This is a genomic window from Desulfovibrio desulfuricans (assembly GCF_004801255.1).
In the GTDB taxonomy this organism is placed as follows: domain Bacteria; phylum Desulfobacterota; class Desulfovibrionia; order Desulfovibrionales; family Desulfovibrionaceae; genus Desulfovibrio; species Desulfovibrio desulfuricans_C.
The window spans coordinates 928,337-946,302 of record NZ_CP036295.1; the positions used below are offsets into that span (position 1 = coordinate 928,337).

The window sequence follows — 17,966 nt, forward strand, 5'->3', positions numbered from 1 at the left end:
CCGTCTCCGTCAGATGTAAATGCCCAGCAGCACGCCGATCAGCACGACCGGCGAAATGATGCCGTTGAGTGTAAAAAACGCCGTGTTCACGTGGCGCAGGTCCTGGGGTTTCATGAGCCTGTGTTCAACGAGCAGCATGACGCTGATGCCCAGCCACACAACGTACCACGGCCACGAAAGCCCGGCGGCAAAGCCCGCCAGCAGCAGAAATATGGACGTCATGGCGTGCGAAAAAGCGGCCACAGTCAGCGCCGTATCCGGCCCCAGCGAGGCTGGCACGGAATGCAGCTCAAAGGCCACGTCAAAGTCCATGTCCTGAAAGGCATAATAGATGTCAAAGGCAGCCACCCAAAAGGTCACGCCCCAAAACAGCAGCACCGGCGCAAGCCCCAGGCTCGTTGGGTTGACCGAAAGCCAGCCCGCTAGCGGTGCAAGCCCCAGAGTCGCCCCAAGCCAGAAGTGGCAAAGGGCCGTAAAGCGCTTGAGCACGCTGTAGATGGCTGCAAACAGCAGCGCAGGCACGGAGAGCCACAGGCATACGGTGTTGAGCGCTGCGCATGCGGCAATAAAAATAACGGCCATCAGCGCGCAAAAGGCCCAGGTTTGTCCCTTGCTGATGACGCCTGTAACCAGGGGGCGCTGCTGCGTGCGCGGGTTGTCGCTGTCAAAGGGCAGGTCGGCCAGCCGGTTGAAGGCCATGGCAAACGAGCGTGCCGCGATCATGCCGATGGTCAGAAAAACAAGGCTGCGGGCAGAGGGAAGCCCCCGCGCGGCCAAAAAAGCGCCAGCCCAGGCGTAGGGCAGGGCAAAAACAGAGTGCTCGATCTTGATCATCCGGCAGATGTCGCCAAACTGGCCAAAAGGCGTGGAAAGCCTCATGCCGGAGAGCGAAAAAAAACGCATGTGTTCTCCTTAACCGCCGCAGTCGGCGGGGTCGCCCTGCAGTTTGGCAAGGGCGTGGGGCAGGGCGGGCAGCACGGCGGCAAGGTTTTCCACAACGGCCTTGCGGCTGCCCGGCAGGTTGATGATGATGCTTTGCCCCAGCGTGCCTGCGGCCGCGCGCGATATGACCGCGTGCGGCGTTTTGGCAAGGCTGGCGACCAGCATGGCCTGTGTAAAGCCCGGCAGGGGCGTATCAAGCAGGGCGGCGGTGATTTGCGGCGTTATGTCCCGCGGCGAAAGCCCCGTGCCGCCGGTGGTGCAGATGATGTCAAAACCCATGCTCAGGGCCAGGTCGGTGAGCAGGGCGCGCAGCTGGGCCGGTTCGTCCGGCAGCAAAAAACCCTGGCTGTGGCACAGCGGCATGGCGGAGCCAATCATCTCGGCAATGGTCGGGCCGCTCAGGTCAAGCCTCTGGCCGCGTGCGCCCTTGTCGGAAAGCGTCACCCAGGCAAGGCTGTGCCCGGTCTTGCGCGCAGTAACTTCAAGCGGCCCCTCTGGCAGGTCGGTGAGCGCGGTCAAAAACAGGCACTGGGCAGCATGGGCCGCCTGCCAGGGTTCTTCTCCATTGCCGCCGAGGGCCGACATTCCCGGAGGCAGGGGCATCCAGGCGCGCCCGGTAACCTTGAGCAGGGCCGTGCCGCAGGCTCCGCAAAAACATGTGCCCACCCTCAGGTGCGGCACAGCCCACGGTTCGGGCGTCATGAGGCCGTGACTGCGGCAAAAATCTGTATCCGTGGCGGCGACTGGCAGCAGGGGCAGACATTGGCCCCGCTTGCAGGCGTGGACGTGCAGCAGGATATTCATACGTTGCTCCGAAGGGCTGACCGATGGGATGCTATCGGATTGGAGTGGGCAATAGATTATTGTAGCCGCAAGCGCAATGGGTTACAAGTCCGATACGCGCCCGGCTTGCGCGACCTGCGCGTTGTGAAGTTTTTTCTTTGCCTGCGCGCAGCCCTTGCTGCCCCGCGCGGGCGGCCCCCCCACGCTGCCGTGCAGCGTCATTTTCGTGTATCAAGGAGTATCCCATGAGTACCCGCAGCCAGGATCAGACCCAGGACCTGAAGGTTCTCGGCACAGGCCGGCTTCAGTCCCCGGAAGGCGGCCCCAGCGTAGCCTTGCTGGAGGCCTTTCCCAACTGCTTTCCCCAGCGTCCCTATGTGATCAGCATCAGCTTTCCCGAATTTACGTCGTTGTGCCCGGTGACCGGCCAGCCCGACTGCGGCACCATCACCGTGGAATATATCCCCGACGAACTGTGCGTGGAATCCAAGAGCTTCAAGCTCTACATGTTCGCCTTCCGCAATCACCAGTCCTTTATGGAAACCATCACCAACAATGTGCTGGAAGACCTGCGCACCCTGCTTAATCCGTGCTGGTGCAGGGTCAAGGGGCTGTTTGCGCCGCGCGGCGGCACGCGCATCCACGTGTTTGCCGAAACGTTCAAGGACGGCATGCCCGAAGAGCAGAACCGCCTTGTGCGCGAAGCCGTGGCCGCGTGGAAGTCAGAGCCTGATCCGCACCGTCCGTAGGCGCGTCTGGCGTCGCCCCCGGCGGTGATGGATGCCCTGAACTTTTGCAGGACTGCAACGAGGAACAATGATCGCTTCTGACAGCGGCGGCACACAAGGGCAGCGTAGCGAGGCCCCGGATGACGCTTCCGGCGCAGCCGGAAACGGCTCTCGGCCTGCGGGCGGCTTTGCCCGCACGGCGGCCCTGCTGGGCGGTTTTGCCCTTGTTTCGCGGGTGCTCGGGCTGTTGCGCGACATGAGCATGGCCTGGCTTGTGGGCGGCGGCGCTGCCGCCGACGCGCTGGTGGCGGCCATGCGCCTGCCCCATGTGCTGCGCCGCATGCTGGGCGAGGGGTCGCTTTCCATGACCCTGACGGCCAGTCTGGTGCACCTGGAGCGTCATAGCCCAGCCCCTGGGCAGGCCTTTTCGCAGGCTGGCCGCAACCGGGGCATGCGTTTGCTGGCCCGTGCCCTGGCCATAAGGCTGGGGCTTGTGCTGGCGCTGCTTACCGCGCTGGGGCTGGTTGCGGCGCCGTGGCTTACAGACGTGCTGGCCCCCGGTTTTTACGGGCCGGAGCGGCACGAGGCCATACATCTGCTGCGCATCTGCCTGCCCTATACGCTGGCGGCGGGCATGGCGGCTCTGGGTATGGCCCTGCTGCACAGCCTTGGGGTGTTCTGGCTGCCTGCGGCATCTCCCGCTCTGTTCAACATTGTTATTCTGCTGTTTGCGGCTGCGGCTGCGGTGGGTCTGCTGCCCGCCGCGCCCGCGCTGGCTGTGGGCATGCTGTGCGGCGGCCTTGCCCAGTGGTTTGCCCAGTGGCTGGCTGTGCGGCGGCTGTTGCCTGACCAGACAGACGGGCAGCCGGAGTGTCGAAATCAGCATGAAAATCAGGATCTGGCGACGCTGCGCGCGCGGGCGGCGTCCCTTGCCTGGGGCTGCCTGCGGCGTGTGCCCGCCGGGCTGCTTGGCGCCTCTGCCCCGCAGCTGGCCATGCTGGCCGCCATGTCGCTGGCATCAAGCCTGGGGCGGGGGCAGGTGGCGGCCCTCTATTATGCCGAGCGGCTTTTGGAGCTGCCCCTGGGCCTGGTGGGCGTGTGCCTGGGCATGGCCAGCCTGCCTACCTTGAGCCGGCTGGCAGCGGCAAGGGATTTTTCGCTGTTTTCTGTCCAGCTGGGCACGGCGTTGCGGCTGACCCTGCTGCTGAGCCTGCCCGCCACCGCCGGATTGTGGGCCGTGGGCCCGCGTCTGGTGGAAGGCCTGCTGCGTCACGGAGCCTTTGGCGACAGCGCCGCCTACGAAACGGGTCTGGCCCTGTGGGCGTACCTGCCGGGCCTGCCCGCCTTTGCGGTCAACCGTTCGCTGCTGGCGGCCTGCAATGCCCTGGGCGAGGCCCGGCGCACTGCGGCCAGCGCCGTTTGGGCCGTGGCAGCCACACTTGCGGTCGGGGCGGCACTGGTCCATAGTTTTTCGGGCAGCCTTGGGGTCATGGCCCCGGCTCTGGCTGTGAGTCTTGGTTTATGGCTGCAGTGCGGTTTTTTGCTATATGTGCTGCGCAGCGGCTTGAAAAGAAATTTTTTACACGCTTCTGCGGGCTGGGCCTGCCTGCCTGCTGCGGGCGCAGTAGCGCGGCAGCTGGCGGCTGCCGCAGTCACGGCTTTGAGCGCATGGCAACTGCTGGAGCTGCTGCGCGGGCGCGGCGTCTGGCTTGAGCTGGCTCTGGCCATCCTTGGCGGCGCGGCGGCCTGGCTGGCGTGCCTGCTGATTATGCGCGACGGCGATGCCCTTACGGCTGCCCGCGCAATGGTGTACCGTCTGCGTGGCAGACCCCACAAACAGTAAGGAGCGCGGGAACGTGTTCTCGCGGCAATGTATATGCCTCATATAAACCACGTTCTGCGCCGCAGGCTGGCCCTGATTGTATGGGCGGCCGCACTGCTGCTGTTTTTGCTCATGGGCTTGTGGAACGTCAACGAGGACAGGCAGGAGGCGGAAAACCGCCTCAGCAGCGAGGCCGGGCGCACGGCGGCCCAGCTGGCGGCCCTGCTGTCGTTGCCCGCGTGGGAGCTGGACGAGCTGGCAGCCCGCACCATTGTCATTGCCGCCATGGCGGACGAATCCATTTACGCCGTCAAGGTGCAGACAAACCGGGGGCTGCTGGAAGGGCAGAGGCGCAACTATCAGTGGGAACCCGTGCCCTGGGACGATGAAATTGCCGAAAACAGCGTGCAGGGCATGAATCCGCTCAAGATGGAAGGCCGCCCCGTGGGTTCGGTGGAGGTTTACCTTTCGCCTCGCCTCACGGACGAAGACCTTGCCCAGAAGGCCCGCCGGGAGGTGGCGCGGTTCTCCCTGTCCGCCGCGTTCTGCACGCTGGTGCTGCTGGCCCTGCTGTGGCACTGGGGCGACCTTGCCCGGTTGCGGCTTTTGCTGTTTGACCGCAGCCCGGGCCTTCTTGACGCGCCGGTTGCAGGGCGGGGAGATGCCCCGGCCAATACGCCGGGCGATGCCCCGGCCAATACGCCGGGCGATGCTTCGGCCAGTACCGCTGGCGGCGCGAGTTCTCCCACTGCTCCCGCAGTTGCCGACGGCAACGCCGCTGTGGCGGCAAGCCCGCAGGCCGTCCCCGCTGCGCACGTTGCCGCGCCCGCTCCCCAGAGCGACGGCATCACCGCCGGGGCCGTCATAAGCGCCGAGCTTGGGCATTCTTTTTTGCTGCGTCGGCCTGAAGCCTGGCGCATTACAGCAGGGCTGTTTGGCAGAACCTTTGCCCACGCGCCCAACCTGATGCTGCGGCTCTACGCGGCTGAAGACGCGGAAAACCTGTGCCGCCTGGGGCGGATTCTGGAAAAAGCCGCGCCCTGCGTAGGGGCGGAAAGGCTGACCTCTGCCGCGCACGCCGTACAGTGGGCCATTAATGGCGCGGATGCCGCATCTGTGGCGCGGACGGTGGAAGAGTGCGTGCTGGCGCTGCGCGAAGTGCTTGACGCGCTGGAAGTGCAGCCGCCTGCCAAGGAACGTAGGCCCTCAGTATAATTAGGGTGGAAGATAAGGAGAATATATGGGTTTTTTTTCAGCCATCAAAAAAATATTTGGCGGTGCCGAGGGTGCGGCCGCGCCTGAGACGCAGGCGGACATAAACGCGGTTGCCTCCGCGCCGGAAGGCGGACAGACGGCGCCAACCCCTGCGGACGCGTCTTCCGCATCCCAACCCCTTGCCGCCAGCCCCGCCGACGAAGCTCTTACCCTGCGCCTGCGCGAGGCGGAACCCCGGCTCTCCGTATGGCTTGGCATTGTGCTTGAAGACGTGGACGAGGCGGGCGATCTGCTGTGGCAGCGTCTGTCCTTTTTGCTGCGCGCCCTTGATGCGCCAGAGGCTGAAGCGCAAAATTTCGTGCGTGATTTTCAGGGCTGGCTCGCCCGCATGGATTATCGGCAGGTGGAGGAATTCCGCTCTGAACTCCAGTACCGGCTGGCTCTTGCCCTCGACATGGAAGATGAGGAGGACGAGCGCAACCGCCTGTTTCTCAAAATCAGTCAGGGGCTTTCGCGTACGCGTGAGCAGTTTGCCAAGGGGCTGGACGCGCTGTTTGCCGGGCATGGCGAGCTCAACGACGCATTCTGGGAAGAACTGGAAGAACTCTTTATCATGGCCGACCTTGGCTACGAGCCCTCCATCGAGCTGGTGGAGCGCCTGAAAGAACGCGCCCGCAAGGAAAAAGTTACGCAATCCGTCAAGGTGCGCGAGCTGCTCATGGCCGAGGTGGAAGAGATTTTTCGCGCGCCGCGCCGCATCGCAGCCGTTAACCCGCCTGAGGTCGTGCTGATGATCGGCGTCAACGGCGTGGGCAAAACCACCACCATTGCCAAGCTGGCCCATCGCGACCGCATGCAGGGCAAAAAGGTCATGATTGCCGCAGCCGATACCTTTCGCGCTGCCGCCATCGAGCAGCTGCAAGTCTGGGCCGAGCGCGTGGGGGCGCTGTTTCATGCGCGCACGGCCGGGTCGGACCCCGCAGCGGTTGCCTACGAGGCCATGGACCGCGCGCTGCAGGAAGGCGTGGACGTGCTCTATGTAGATACGGCGGGCCGCCTGCAGACCAAGGTCAACCTGATGGAAGAACTGAGCAAAATACGTCAGGTGCTGGGCAAAAAGCACGCTGGCGCACCACACCGCACCATACTGGTGATCGACGCTACCACCGGGCAGAACGCCCTTTCGCAGACCAAACTGTTCAAGGAGGCCGCAGGCATTGACGAGCTTATCATCACCAAGCTCGACGGCACGGCCAAGGGCGGCGTGGCCATTGCCGTAGCCATGCAGCACCACCTGCCCATCACCTACGTGGGGCTGGGTGAAAAAATGGAAGACCTGCGCCCCTTCAGCGGCGAGGACTACGCCCGAGCCCTGTTGGGCGCAAAGGCCGACGCCTAGGGCCAAGACCCTGGGCCGCTGCCCGTACAAAATTGCAAGCCCGGTCCAAGGGCCGGTAGCGGAGCATGCCATGAGAAGAGCGTTTATCTGTCCGTCCAAGTATGTGCAGGGTGAAAACGAACTGTTCAATCTTGGATATTTTGTAAGGCAGTACGGAACGTCGGCCCTGCTGGTCGCTACAAAAACCAGCGTCAAGCGCGTGCGCGAGGCGCTGGACGCCACAGCTGCCAAGTTTGGCGTTACCTTTGTGGAGACGGATTTTCAGGGCGAGTGCTCGCGCAACGAAATCGCCCGCCTGAGCGAGCTGGCCCGCAAGCATTCCTGCCACTGCACCGTGGGGCTTGGCGGCGGCAAGGCGCTGGACACGGCGCGCTGCGTGGCCGCAGGGCACGGGCTTATTGTGGTTCCCACCACCGCCGCCACCGACGCGCCCACAAGCCACTCGGCGGTCATCTACAAGCCCAGCGGCGAGATGGAAGACTACGCCTATTTTCTCCGCAACCCCGACGTGGTGCTGATGGACGTTTCCATCATTGCCGCCTCGCCCCTGCGGTATCTGGTTTCGGGTATGGGCGACGCACTTTCGACCTATTTTGAGGCGCGCGCCAGCCAGCGCTCGTGCGCTCCCGTCAACGCGGGGCTGCCCTGCGGCGCGCGCACCGGCGACTGCGCCCCCGCCAGAGGCACCATGGCCGCCCAGGCCCTCGCCGCCGCCTGCTACCGCACCCTGCTCGATGACGGCTACAAGGCCGTGCTGGCCTGTCAGGCCAAGCTGGCAACCCCGGCTCTGGAAAATGTCATTGAGGCCAATACCCTGCTCTCGGGCCTTGGCTTTGAGAGCGGCGGCCTTGCCGCAGCCCATGCCATCCACGACGGCCTCACCGCGCTGGAAGAGACCCACGCCTATCTGCACGGCGAAAAAGTGGCCTTTGGCACCCTGGCCCAGCTGGTGCTGGAAAACGCGCCCACGGAAGAAATTGACGAAGTGCTGGAATTCTGCACCTCCGTGGGCCTGCCTGTCTGCCTCAGGGACATCGGCGTTGTGGACATAAGCGCCGAAGACCTGCGCAATGTGGCCCGCAAGGCCTGCCTGCCGGAGGAATCCATCCACGGCATGCCCTTTCCCGTTACGGAAGAAAGCGTCGCCGCGGCCATTATGTCGGCGGACGCCCTGGGCAACGCCTACAGAAGTTAAGCGCAGTAGCGGATCAAACCCGCAAGGCTCAACTGGCGACAAAAAAGGGGGATTCCTGCTCAGGAATCCCCCTTGTGTTTGGCGTATTGTTGCTTGGCCGCTTATGCGGTGCGGAACTGCAGCTTGTCGTCTGCCGCGTCCACAACCACGGTCTGGCCGTCGCGAATCTTGCCGCCCACCAGCTCCTTGGCCAGCGGGGTTTCGACTGCCTGCTGCACGTAGCGCTTGAGGGGCCGCGCGCCGTAGACTGGGTCGTACCCGGCGTCGCCAATAAACTTGCGGGCCGCGTCGGTAAGCTCAAGCTTTATCTTGCGGTCTTCAAGCCGTTTGCGCAGGCGGTTGACCTGCAGATCCACGATGCGGGCGATCTGGTCGCGCCGCAGGGGCAAAAAGACCACGGTTTCGTCCACCCGGTTGAGAAACTCGGGGCGGAAGTGCGCCCGCAGTTCCTCCATGACCCTTTCCCTCGCGCCTTCCTTGAGCATGCCTTCGGCCGAGATGCCGTCCAGCAGGTGCATGGAGCCGATGTTGGAGGTCATGATCACTATGCAGTTGCGAAAATCCACCGTGCGGCCCTGACTGTCCGTAAGGCGGCCATCGTCCAGCAGCTGCAGCAGGGTGTTGAACACGTCGGGGTGCGCCTTTTCTATCTCGTCAAACAGAATGACGGAATAGGGCTTGCGGCGTACGGCCTCGGTAAGCTGGCCGCCTTCGTCATAGCCGACGTAGCCTGGAGGCGCGCCGATGAGCCGCGATACGGAGTGCTTCTCCATATATTCGCTCATGTCGAGCCGCACCATGTTGTCTTCCGTATCAAACAGGGCCTCGGCCAGGGCCTTGGAAAGCTCGGTTTTGCCCACGCCCGTGGGGCCAAGAAAGATGAACGAACCCGTGGGCCGCGCCGGGTCGGAAAGCCCCGCGCGGGCACGCAGCACGGCATCGGCCACTGCGGTAACGGCCTCGTCCTGACCCACCACGCGCTCGTGCAGCTGGTCGCCCAGGCGCAGCAGCTTTTCGCGTTCGGATTCAAGCAGCCGCGTCACGGGTATGCCCGTCCACTTGCCCACAATTTCGGCCACGTCGTCGGGGCGCACTTCTTCCTTGAGCAGGCGCGGCCCTTCGTTTTCGGCTCCTGCGCCGGATGCGGCAGCCAGCTTCTTTTCCAGCTCGAGCAGCTTGGAGTATTTGAGCTCGGCGGCCCTGTTGAGGTCGTAGGCGCGCTCGGCCTGCTCAATGGCAAGCTTGGTCTGCTCGATCTGCTCCTTGATCTGGCGCACATGGTCGATGGAGCCTTTCTCGCTCTCCCACTGTTTGCGCATGTTGGCCTGCTGCGCGCGCAGGTCGGCCAGCTCGTTTTCAAGCCTTTCAAGCCGCTCGCGCGAGGCGGCGTCTGTTTCGCGGCGCAGGGCTTCGCGCTCGATCTCAAGCTGCATGACCTTGCGGTTTACCTCGTCCAGGTCGGCGGGCAGCGAATCGATCTCGGTACGGATCATGGCCGCGGCCTCGTCGATAAGATCAATGGCCTTGTCCGGCAGCTGGCGGTCGGTGATGTAACGGTGCGAAAGGACAACCGCCTCAACAATGGCCGAGTCGCTGATACGCACGCCGTGGTGCACCTCAAAGCGCTCCTTGAGCCCGCGCAGGATGGAGATGGCGTCCTCCACCGTGGGTTCTTCAACCATCACGGGCTGGAAGCGGCGCTCAAGGGCCGGGTCCTTTTCAATATACTTGCGGTACTCGTCCACAGTGGTCGCGCCGATGCAGTGCAGCTCGCCTCGGGCCAGCATGGGTTTGAGCAGGTTGCCCGCGTCCATGGCCCCTTCGGTTTTGCCCGCGCCCACGATGGTGTGCAGCTCGTCGATGAACAGGATGATCTGGCCTTCGCTTTTTTCCACCTCGTTGAGCACGGCCTTGAGGCGCTCTTCAAACTCGCCGCGATACTTTGCGCCGGCAATGAGCGCGCCCATATCAAGGGCAAAGAGCTTGCGGCCCTTGAGGCCCTCGGGCACGTCGCCCTTCACTATGCGGAAGGCCAGACCTTCTACAATGGCGGTTTTGCCCACGCCAGCCTCGCCTATGAGCACCGGGTTGTTCTTGGTGCGGCGCGAGAGAATGCGGATAACGCGGCGTATTTCGGCATCGCGGCCAATGACCGGGTCCATCTTGCCCTGGCGGGCTGCTTCCACAAGGTCGCGGGCGTACTTGGTCAGGGCCTCAAAGGTGTCCTCCGGGGTTGCGCTGTTAACGCGCGCGCCGCCGCGCAGCTCGTCCATGGCTGCCACAAAGCGGGCACGGGCGATCTTGTATTCCTTAAAAACTTCGCCAAGGGGCGAGGAGGGCGAAACATCGGTAAGCGCGGCAAACAGGTGATCTACGCTTACGTATTCGTCCTTCATGCGGTTGGCTTCGTTTTGGGCGTCGCCCAGAATTTTCGCCAGCCGCTGGGTAATCATGATCTTGTTGGGATCCATGCCGCCGCCGGAGACCGAGGGCCGCTTGCGCAGGGCTCCTTCAATGGCCACGCTGAGGGCCTTGGGCTGCACGCCCATTTGCTCCAGAATGCGGGGCACGATGCCGTTTTCCTGCTGGGTGAGGGCCAGGGCGAGATGCTCGGCATCCGTCTCCTGATGGCCCATGCCTGCGGCAATGCTTTGGGCCTGCCCCACGGCTTCCCTGGCTTTATCCGTAAATTTGTTGATGTCCATAAGCTTCCTCCACCTTGTCCGCGCAAGGGCGGACGAAATGTATTTGGGGGCCGGGAGTCGGCATGCGCTCTACCGGCTAGTCTTCTTCAAAATGCTGCAACCGTTGCACCCTGCGCTCCAGGGAATCAATGCGCTCCAGCAGATCCACGATGATGGTGCCGCCAAGCACGGGCAGCTCAAAATCACAGCAGATGCGCTCAAGCTTGCGCACGCGGTAAATATCCACATCGCGAAAAAGGAAATTCTGCGCCGCGCTGGTGCGGGCTTCAATCCAGCCGAGGCCCAGCAGTTCCTGTAGCCTCTCGGGCGCAATGCCCGTGGCTTCAATAAACTCCTGCCAGACCATGACCGTTGAAGGCACGGGCAGTGAAGATTTTTTTGGGGTCATGCTCATTTGTGTCCTCCACCAGTAACCGTATCGGTTGCCGCCTGCGGCGGCGCCGCTGGAATACGCATGCAAACCCTGTGTGCAGCCGCCGGACGACTGTCTGGTGCTCCTTATGAGCGGGCCTTGAAAGCCGAAACCTCGGCCAGCTTGGTCCACAGGTCGCGCTCTTCGTCCGTAATCTGGGCGGGAACCCGGATCATGACTCTTGCAAGCAGGTCGCCGCGTTTGTCGCCCGCTCCAAGGCCCTTGCCGCGTAGGCGGAACTTGCGCCCGGAGCTGGAGCCAGCGGGAATCTGCATCTCTACGCTGCCTTCAAGGGTCGGAACCTCAACCCGCGCGCCAAGTGCGGCCTCCCAAGGGGCCAGTGCCAGGTCGCACTGCAGGTTGTCGCCGTCCATCTTGAAAACCGCGTGGGGCAGGTAGCGCACCCGCAAAAAAAGGTCGCCCGGCGTGCCGCCCGGCACAGGGTCGCCCTGCCCGGCGAGGCGCAGTTTGGCCCCCTCGCGGATGCCTGAGGGCACATTGACCTCAAGGGTTTTTGTGCCTGCGGGCATGGTGATGGAGACCGAACGCGGACCGCCGCGCAGCACTTCCTCCAGGCTCAGCGCCAGCTCCGCCTCCACGTCGCGGCCGCGCCGCTGACGGGCGGAAAACCCGCCGAAGGGGTCAGGTCCAAAATTGGCCCCGCGCCCGCTGGCCTGCCCGCCAAAGGGGCCGCCATATTGACCACCAAATTGGCCGCCGCCTCCAAACAGGGTTTCAAAAAAGTCTGAAAAGCCTGAACCGTCAAAATTTTTGCCGTTGAACGTAAAATGTACATTCTCAAAGCCCGGTTCACCCTGAAACTGCTGGCCGTGCTGCCAGTTGGGGCCAAGCTGGTCATACAGTTTGCGCTTTTCCGGGTCTTTGAGCACTTCATAGGCTTCGTTGATTTCCTTAAACTTCTCCTCAGCCTGCTTGTCGCCGGGGTTGAGGTCGGGGTGGTATTTGCGGGCAAGTTTTTTGTAAGCCTTGGATACCTCCTCGGCCGTCGCTCCGCGTTCCACACCCAGAAGTTTATAATAATCCTTGTACGATACTGCCATGATGCGTGCTCCCCCGTCGGCTCGTTTCCTTGACGTGCGTTCAGATTACACCTGTTCGCACCGTCTGCCCATAAAAAGTAATGTCAGGCCGCGCGTCGTCAATAGGTAAATGCCGTGTTTTTATCTGGCATTACGCAGGGGTTTCCACAGATATCAACAATAAGGCCCCAGCTGCCGCAAATGCGACGGCTGGGGCCTTATTGCGGCGGGTGGCGCTGTCTACGGCAGCAGCGGCCCTCGGGAACCAATGGTGTAAAAATTACGGCCGACGCGCGTCGCGCCGTTGAGCAGGGTGCTGCTCAGGCCAAGGTAGTCGGTATCCGCCCGCGACCCCGCAAAGTCGGCGGTAGATGCCGCCTCTGCCGACTGGTTGCGCAGGCTCCAGGCGCGCATGTCTTGCATGTGGGCTCTGCTTTGGCCCTGTTGCTCGGCGGAGAGGGCGTCCAGCTCGCCTTTCTCGGCGGTGTCCAGATTTTTATCCAGGGCGGAGCCAGCATCGGTCTGCGCTCCTGAGGCCCCGGCCTCAGCGCGTTGCGAGCCTATGATGCGGGCGGCCTCCTGTCTTTTGGCCTGAGCCGCTTCATAGCCCGCGCGGCGCTCCTGCCGGGCTGCATCGTCCGCAGCCTCGGCGCTCAGCTCGGCCTGTTGGGCGTTGTGGGCCGCCAGCTCCGACTGGTATTCCTCCTGCTGGCGGCGGTTTTCGGCCTGCTGCACTGCGCCTGCCGTTCCGGCTGCGGCCCCGGCAAGGGCCACTGCGGCGCTGATCATGGCGGCTGTGCTGGTTGCTATGGCCATTGGGTCTCCTCCTGTCTGTCCGCTGCGGCAGTGTTGGCCTTGAGCCGCAGCGTCTTGTGCCAGATGGTTTCTGTGGGTTGTGCCCCAAGGCGGCGGTAGAGCGCATGGCATGGGCGGGAGGCTGGCGAGCTGTATTGCACAAGTTCCACCCCGCGTGCGGCAAGGGCCGTCTCCGCATGACGCAGCAGCCGCAGGGCAAACAGACCGCCGCGTGCCCAGGGGGCAAGATACAGGCCGTCCAGCGCCGCCAGCAGGGTTTGCTGGCGGTGGGGGCAGGCCACCAGCGTAAAGGCGGCGTAGCCTGCCAGCGGCCTGCAACTGCCTGGTGTTTGCGGGATGCTGCCCCGCCCCTGTAGCGCGTGGTTGCCGTCGGCGGCTGGGCCCTGACTGTCCGGGCACGTTGCCGCGTCAGTATGGCCGCGCGCTGCGCTGATATGCAGCATGCCCAGCCTTTCAAGGGTAGCGTAGCGGGTATGGTCAAGGGCGTAGGTTTGCTGCCCGTGCAGGGGAGCCTCCACTTCGTCCCAGTGCGCAGCCGCCAGATGACTGGCCTCGTGCGCCAGCTGCGAAAAGGTTTCTGTTGCAATGGTCAGCATGCGTGCTCCTTGCTGGGGCGTAACGGGTTGATTCGTCAGGCAAAGGTGATATCCAGCGTGAGCGCCAGAATGCGAAATGGCAGGGGCCGTTGCTGCACAAGCCAGATGCTCGCCTGATTGTCCCATCCGCCGCAGGGGGCGCAGGCCAGATCGCCGGAAAAAGGCTGTACGGCCTCTGACCAGCGCTCCGGCATAAAAGGCAGGTCGTACAATTCTGTGCGGCTGGGGCCGTACTGGCCGCCCACGCTGCGGTAGAGTCGCAGCGAGCATGAACCGTAGGCGCGTCCGTGCGCCAGAGTTGTGCCAGAGGTGAGGTCGCTCTCTACCGGCAGGGGCGAAAGCACGGAGACATAGGGCAAACCGGCCTGTACTGCCGTGGCGGCGTAGGGCAGCTCTATGCGTCCCCCGCGCACCACGCAGCCTTCAACCGGGCTGCCGTCGGCCAGCACGGCCAGCGAGCAGCCTTCCAGGTGTTCGAGCCCGGCCACTTCCCTGGTGGGAGAGGCGGCGCGTATGCTCAGGCCGCAATCCACAAAATAGGCGTCGGCAATGGGCTGGCTGTCTGTCCAGACCGGGGCCAGCCGCTCAAGAAAATAGCGTGTCTGTCCCGCTATCTTTCGCTGCACCACCATGGCCAGCGCATCCCCGGTCTTGTCGGCCACAGCCGCCACTGAGAGCACCTTGCCGTCGGTGATGTGGCGCGACCAGCCCCAGATGTCGTGCTCCTTCATGTAGGTAAAGGCCAGCAGCAGGCCGTCGTCGCGCACGCACCAGATGGTTGAGCCTGGCGTCTGCTGGTAGGCCCACTGCTTGACGGTGTGGCCCTCAAACAGATGAGGCGCAAGGATGGAAAGGTCGTTGCCCGCGTAGCCGTCTTTTTCGAGTGAATAAAAAAGGTCGCGCACGCGCGAGCCGTGGCGCTGCACGTGCAGCACAGAATTGCCGATGATGATGGGCGCAAGCCCCGCGCTGCCCCAGTACGATTGGGCCGTGATGCTGACCTTTTGCGGCGTTATGGCCGTGCCGTCGCCGCCGCTTGCCTTGTACTCGCTGCCCGCCGTGCCCACCAGCAGATCGCCGAAGCTGGCGACCCATGTGACGGAATCGATGGAGCCGGAGGCAATGAGGTATTCCACGGGGTCGTCGTCCTGCAGCGGACGTGACTTGCGAAACGACTCAAAATCGCCCGTGCGCGACATGTAGAAAGCCTGCGGCGTGGCAGGCGTTGCGGCCAGCACCATTCGCTGCTGGTGAAAGGCCACCACGCCGGGATTGTTGCCGTCGGCAAAGGGATTCCAGTCTTCGCCGGGGGTGTCGGTGGTGTCGGCTTTGTAGTTCTGATCGCTGAAGCTGGTGGAGGACGATACGCCGATAAAGCCAAAATAGCCCGCTTCTTCACGGTAGATGTTGTATTCTGCCGCGCCGTCCACGGCGGACCAGCTTATGTTTGTGCTGTTGCCCACCACCCAGTCGGATGGGTGGCGCGCCGAGAGGCACTCCCCGGCGGGGGATGCCAGCGACTGCCTGCCGTTGGCGTCCACCGCCGTCACCTTGTAGCGCAGTGTGTAACTGCCGCCGCTGCCCGTAAACGACAGGCTTGGCGCGGCGGGCGCGGGCAGCGAGGTGTTGAGCTCCACCTGCTCTAGACTCCAGGCGTAGGAGCCGCCTGCGGCCTCGCGCCGTATAATTTTGTGCAGGGGGTAGGCCGGGTGGGCCAGGTAGACCACGTCGCCCACCTGTGCGTGGCAGATGGCAAGCAGATCGTCCGCCGCATAGGGCGTGGCAATGACGCCCGCGTCGGTAAACCCCTCGATGGTGGCGATACGCAAGGTTTTTTGGCCCAGTACGAGAACAAAATTCTGCGAGGGCAGAGCGCTAAAGCTGAAGGGCAGCAACACGGCGCTGGCGTCAAGCTCGGCCAGAAATTGGGTTCCGGGCCTTCTGGCCACATCGCCGTGCAGACCGGGCAACATGTTTTCCATGCAGGCAACGCAGTTGCGGTAGCGGGAGAGGTCGTATCGGGCTGAAAGCGTGGGCGCGATTTCGCCGCCGGTAAAGTTTTGCAGGGCTACGCGCATGGCTGCTCCGCCTGTGGCTTACTTGGGGCGGCAGGCCATGGCGTCGCCGCACCGCCCCCGTCCCACGGCGCGCCGGGTTGCTCCGGCAGGGCGCGCAGGGCGGCGCGGTAGGCTTTGACCTGCGCCAGCGTCTCCGCCCCGATGGGGTAATCGGGCAGCAGCATCTTGTCCGTATCAGCAAGTCGTGCATCACGATCCGCGCGCAGGGTGATGAACTGCGCTGCAGTTGTGGCCGAGGCATGTGCTGCGCACAGCTCGCCCCACGAGGGCTTGGGGCGCTCATCCTCCCACGCTGCGGCGTCCCATGCCTCCTGCGTGCCCGCCGTTACCGAGCCGCCAAACTGCCAGCCGGTTCCCAGCTGCTCAAGGGCTATGCGAATGTCGATTACATTTTCCATATGCGCAGCTCCGAGAATACTTCGTTAATATTTGCCACACCTGCGGCGAATCCGAGTCCGTATGAACTTATTGCGCTGCCTGTGTACATTCTGAGTTCAATTGTCGTTTGCGCCGCCAACGTAAATTCGCCCTCCACTTCTGGGCAAACGTAGCCATAGTACGACTGATTTGCAGTCATGGAGTTTCCATGCAGCAGATATGCAGCGTTTGTAGCATCGTATATTGCGCACCGGGTATTTGACGCGGCGTACGCCGGAGCTTTGCCCCGCACATAATACCGTCCGGCAGGGAGTGTAACCCTGTTGTTCGCCAGCGACGCGCCACTCTGGCTGTTGTTTTTTACCGTGTTAAGGTCGCGTGTTTGCCACGCGGCAGCAGCGGACGTTCCCCCATGCGTTCCCGATGCCTTTTCATCCCTGACGTACAGGTACAGGCCAATCGCGTTGCCCGTGGCGTTGCTCAAATCCACGTTGGCCTTGCCAGCGAGCGCAGCCATGTAGTTCGACCAGTCGAACACGCTGGCGCTGTTCTGCGCACTGGCGAGAACCACAAAGTGCCGCAGGCGCACCTGCTCGTCGGTGACGGTGGTGGAGTTGCCGTAGATGGCATTTGCCCCAGAGGCATCGAAGGCCAACGCATAGGCTGCAGCAGTGGTGCCCCCTATAATATTGGCGACAGCACGCCCTTTTTTGAAAACGCCTGTGGGGGCTCCACTTGTCCAAAAAAAGCCAACGTCCCCCTCAGCCGCACCTCGTGATGCATCACCCGTAAGGTTTGGCAACCCTGCCTTGTAACTTTTTCCAAGCTCTGCGGCGCTGGCGGCCTGCGTGATGCTGTCGCCGTCCTTGAGCAGGGGAACCTTGAATTTCTGGTTATCAGCATCCAGCGCAAACCTGGCGCAGTTGCCCGTCAACCCGACCTGTGTGGCCCATGCGGCGTATGTGCACGTGAGCAGTTTTCCGCCAGCAAGATAGGCGTCATACAGGTTGGGGAACTGCGCCCGCGTGTACTCGCCGCCGTTGGCCGGTACGCAGCCGTTAGGCACGTAGCCGTCGGCGCAGAGCAGGGTTTGTATGCTGCCGATCAGGGTTGCGGCTACTGCGGCAACACCGGTTTCCACAGCATCCAGGCGGTTGTCCTGCTGCGTGTTCATCTGCTCCACCGCATCCATGCGCGGGGCAATGCCGCCCGAGGCGGCAGCGGCATCCTCTGCAGATTGCGCCGCCGCAGCGGCGCTCAGTGCTGCCGCGGCGGCCTGCGCCGTGGCAGCGTTTACGGCGTTGGCTGCTGCTGTCTGCACTGTCTGCGCCGCCGTGTCTGCGCTGTTGGCGGCCGACGTGGCGCTGGCCGCTGCCTCCTGCGCGCAAACCGCAGCCGCTGCGGCATGATGCGCCGCCTCGTCGCGGCTGCTGTACACGGAGCGCACCACATCTTCGGGCGACTGGTCGCTGGTGGCCGGCAAAATGACGGCGCGGGTAATTTTTTCGTTGAGCTGCTGCAATTCGGCAGTGGCCTGATCGAGCCCGTCCTCGATCACCTGCGGATCAAAGCGCGAGGCCGAAACAAGGTCTATGCCCTGGGCAAAGGGCATGTCGCGCATGATGGCCAGCCGCCAGCCCGCGGGCAGCGGCGCGCCCTCGTGCAGATAGGTCAGCGTGCCGCCGCATTCGCCAAGGCTTGCCGTCCAGCCCTGCGCCGCAGCGGTGAACCCGTCGGGAGAAGTGACGCTGACGCTGAGCTGGTCTGTGCTCCAGACCTTGAAGGCAAAAGGAAAAGCCGTAGCCGCCCCGTTGCCTTGGTACACGGCGCGGCTTGGGCTGTAGGGCAGGGTCATGC

At 63.5% G+C, this 17,966-nt stretch carries 15 protein-coding genes; 5 read left to right on the forward strand and 10 right to left on the reverse strand.

Translation table 11 applies throughout. The features are described 5' to 3' along the window. Nucleotides 1-9: 9 nt before the first annotated feature. Both DDIC_RS03805 and DDIC_RS03810 read right to left on the reverse strand, forming a co-directional pair. On the reverse strand, nucleotides 10-903 hold the full coding sequence (locus tag DDIC_RS03805) for a UbiA-like polyprenyltransferase (RefSeq protein ID WP_247647547.1): 894 nt from the start codon (nucleotides 901-903) through the stop codon (nucleotides 10-12). 9 nt (nucleotides 904-912) lie between these two features. Then, nucleotides 913-1,746 carry a MogA/MoaB family molybdenum cofactor biosynthesis protein gene (locus DDIC_RS03810; RefSeq protein ID WP_136399220.1) on the reverse strand — a complete coding sequence of 278 codons (834 nt, stop codon included), beginning with the start codon at nucleotides 1,744-1,746 and terminating at the stop codon, nucleotides 913-915. Nucleotides 1,747-1,970: 224 nt separating this feature from the next. On the opposite strand from DDIC_RS03810, the gene queF reads away from it, so the two are divergent. The 5 genes from queF (at nucleotide 1,971) to DDIC_RS03835 (ending at nucleotide 8,084) form a co-directional block, all read left to right on the forward strand. Then, entirely contained in the window at nucleotides 1,971-2,474 is a 504-nt protein-coding gene (gene queF, locus DDIC_RS03815) for a preQ(1) synthase (protein ID WP_136399221.1), read from the forward strand. Between the two features lie 67 nt (nucleotides 2,475-2,541). Continuing rightward, complete coding sequence (gene murJ / locus DDIC_RS03820) at nucleotides 2,542-4,296, forward strand: murein biosynthesis integral membrane protein MurJ (protein WP_136399222.1); 1,755 nt, start codon at nucleotides 2,542-2,544, stop codon at nucleotides 4,294-4,296. A gap of 33 nt (nucleotides 4,297-4,329) precedes the next feature. Next, nucleotides 4,330-5,490 carry a hypothetical protein gene (locus tag DDIC_RS03825; protein ID WP_136399223.1) on the forward strand — a complete coding sequence of 387 codons (1,161 nt, stop codon included), beginning with the start codon at nucleotides 4,330-4,332 and terminating at the stop codon, nucleotides 5,488-5,490. A gap of 25 nt (nucleotides 5,491-5,515) precedes the next feature. Further along, the gene (gene ftsY, locus DDIC_RS03830; RefSeq protein ID WP_136399224.1) at nucleotides 5,516-6,889 is read left to right on the forward strand and encodes a signal recognition particle-docking protein FtsY; all 1,374 of its coding nucleotides are present in this window, start codon (nucleotides 5,516-5,518) and stop codon (nucleotides 6,887-6,889) included. Between the two features lie 70 nt (nucleotides 6,890-6,959). Beyond that, nucleotides 6,960-8,084 carry a glycerol dehydrogenase gene (locus DDIC_RS03835; protein ID WP_136399225.1) on the forward strand — a complete coding sequence of 375 codons (1,125 nt, stop codon included), beginning with the start codon at nucleotides 6,960-6,962 and terminating at the stop codon, nucleotides 8,082-8,084. Nucleotides 8,085-8,185: 101 nt separating this feature from the next. Here DDIC_RS03835 and clpB read toward each other — a convergent pair whose 3' ends face one another. The 8 genes from clpB to DDIC_RS03875 all read right to left on the reverse strand — a co-directional run bounded on the left by clpB (nucleotide 8,186) and on the right by DDIC_RS03875 (nucleotide 17,964). Then, entirely contained in the window at nucleotides 8,186-10,789 is a 2,604-nt protein-coding gene (clpB, locus tag DDIC_RS03840) for an ATP-dependent chaperone ClpB (RefSeq protein WP_136399226.1), read from the reverse strand. A gap of 76 nt (nucleotides 10,790-10,865) precedes the next feature. Next, nucleotides 10,866-11,183, reverse strand: a complete 318-nt coding sequence (locus tag DDIC_RS03845; protein WP_136399227.1) for a chaperone modulator CbpM — start codon at nucleotides 11,181-11,183, stop codon at nucleotides 10,866-10,868. Between the two features lie 104 nt (nucleotides 11,184-11,287). Continuing rightward, entirely contained in the window at nucleotides 11,288-12,262 is a 975-nt protein-coding gene (locus tag DDIC_RS03850; RefSeq protein WP_136399228.1) for a DnaJ C-terminal domain-containing protein, read from the reverse strand. A gap of 219 nt (nucleotides 12,263-12,481) precedes the next feature. Next, nucleotides 12,482-13,057 (reverse strand): hypothetical protein, encoded by a 576-nt coding sequence (locus DDIC_RS03855; RefSeq protein ID WP_136399229.1) that lies wholly within the window; start codon nucleotides 13,055-13,057, stop codon nucleotides 12,482-12,484. Beyond that, nucleotides 13,048-13,653 (reverse strand): GNAT family N-acetyltransferase, encoded by a 606-nt coding sequence (locus DDIC_RS03860; RefSeq protein ID WP_136399230.1) that lies wholly within the window; start codon nucleotides 13,651-13,653, stop codon nucleotides 13,048-13,050. The genes DDIC_RS03855 and DDIC_RS03860 overlap by 10 nt, the downstream gene beginning before the upstream one ends. A 35-nt stretch (nucleotides 13,654-13,688) precedes the next feature. Then, the gene (locus DDIC_RS03865) at nucleotides 13,689-15,731 is read right to left on the reverse strand and encodes a hypothetical protein (protein WP_136399231.1); all 2,043 of its coding nucleotides are present in this window, start codon (nucleotides 15,729-15,731) and stop codon (nucleotides 13,689-13,691) included. After that, on the reverse strand, nucleotides 15,722-16,129 hold the full coding sequence (locus DDIC_RS03870; RefSeq protein WP_136399232.1) for a phage tail assembly chaperone: 408 nt from the start codon (nucleotides 16,127-16,129) through the stop codon (nucleotides 15,722-15,724). Before DDIC_RS03870 ends, DDIC_RS03865 begins: the two co-directional genes overlap by 10 nt. After that, the gene (locus DDIC_RS03875; RefSeq protein WP_136399233.1) at nucleotides 16,117-17,964 is read right to left on the reverse strand and encodes a hypothetical protein; all 1,848 of its coding nucleotides are present in this window, start codon (nucleotides 17,962-17,964) and stop codon (nucleotides 16,117-16,119) included. Before DDIC_RS03875 ends, DDIC_RS03870 begins: the two co-directional genes overlap by 13 nt. Between the last annotated feature and the right edge of the window lie 2 nt (nucleotides 17,965-17,966).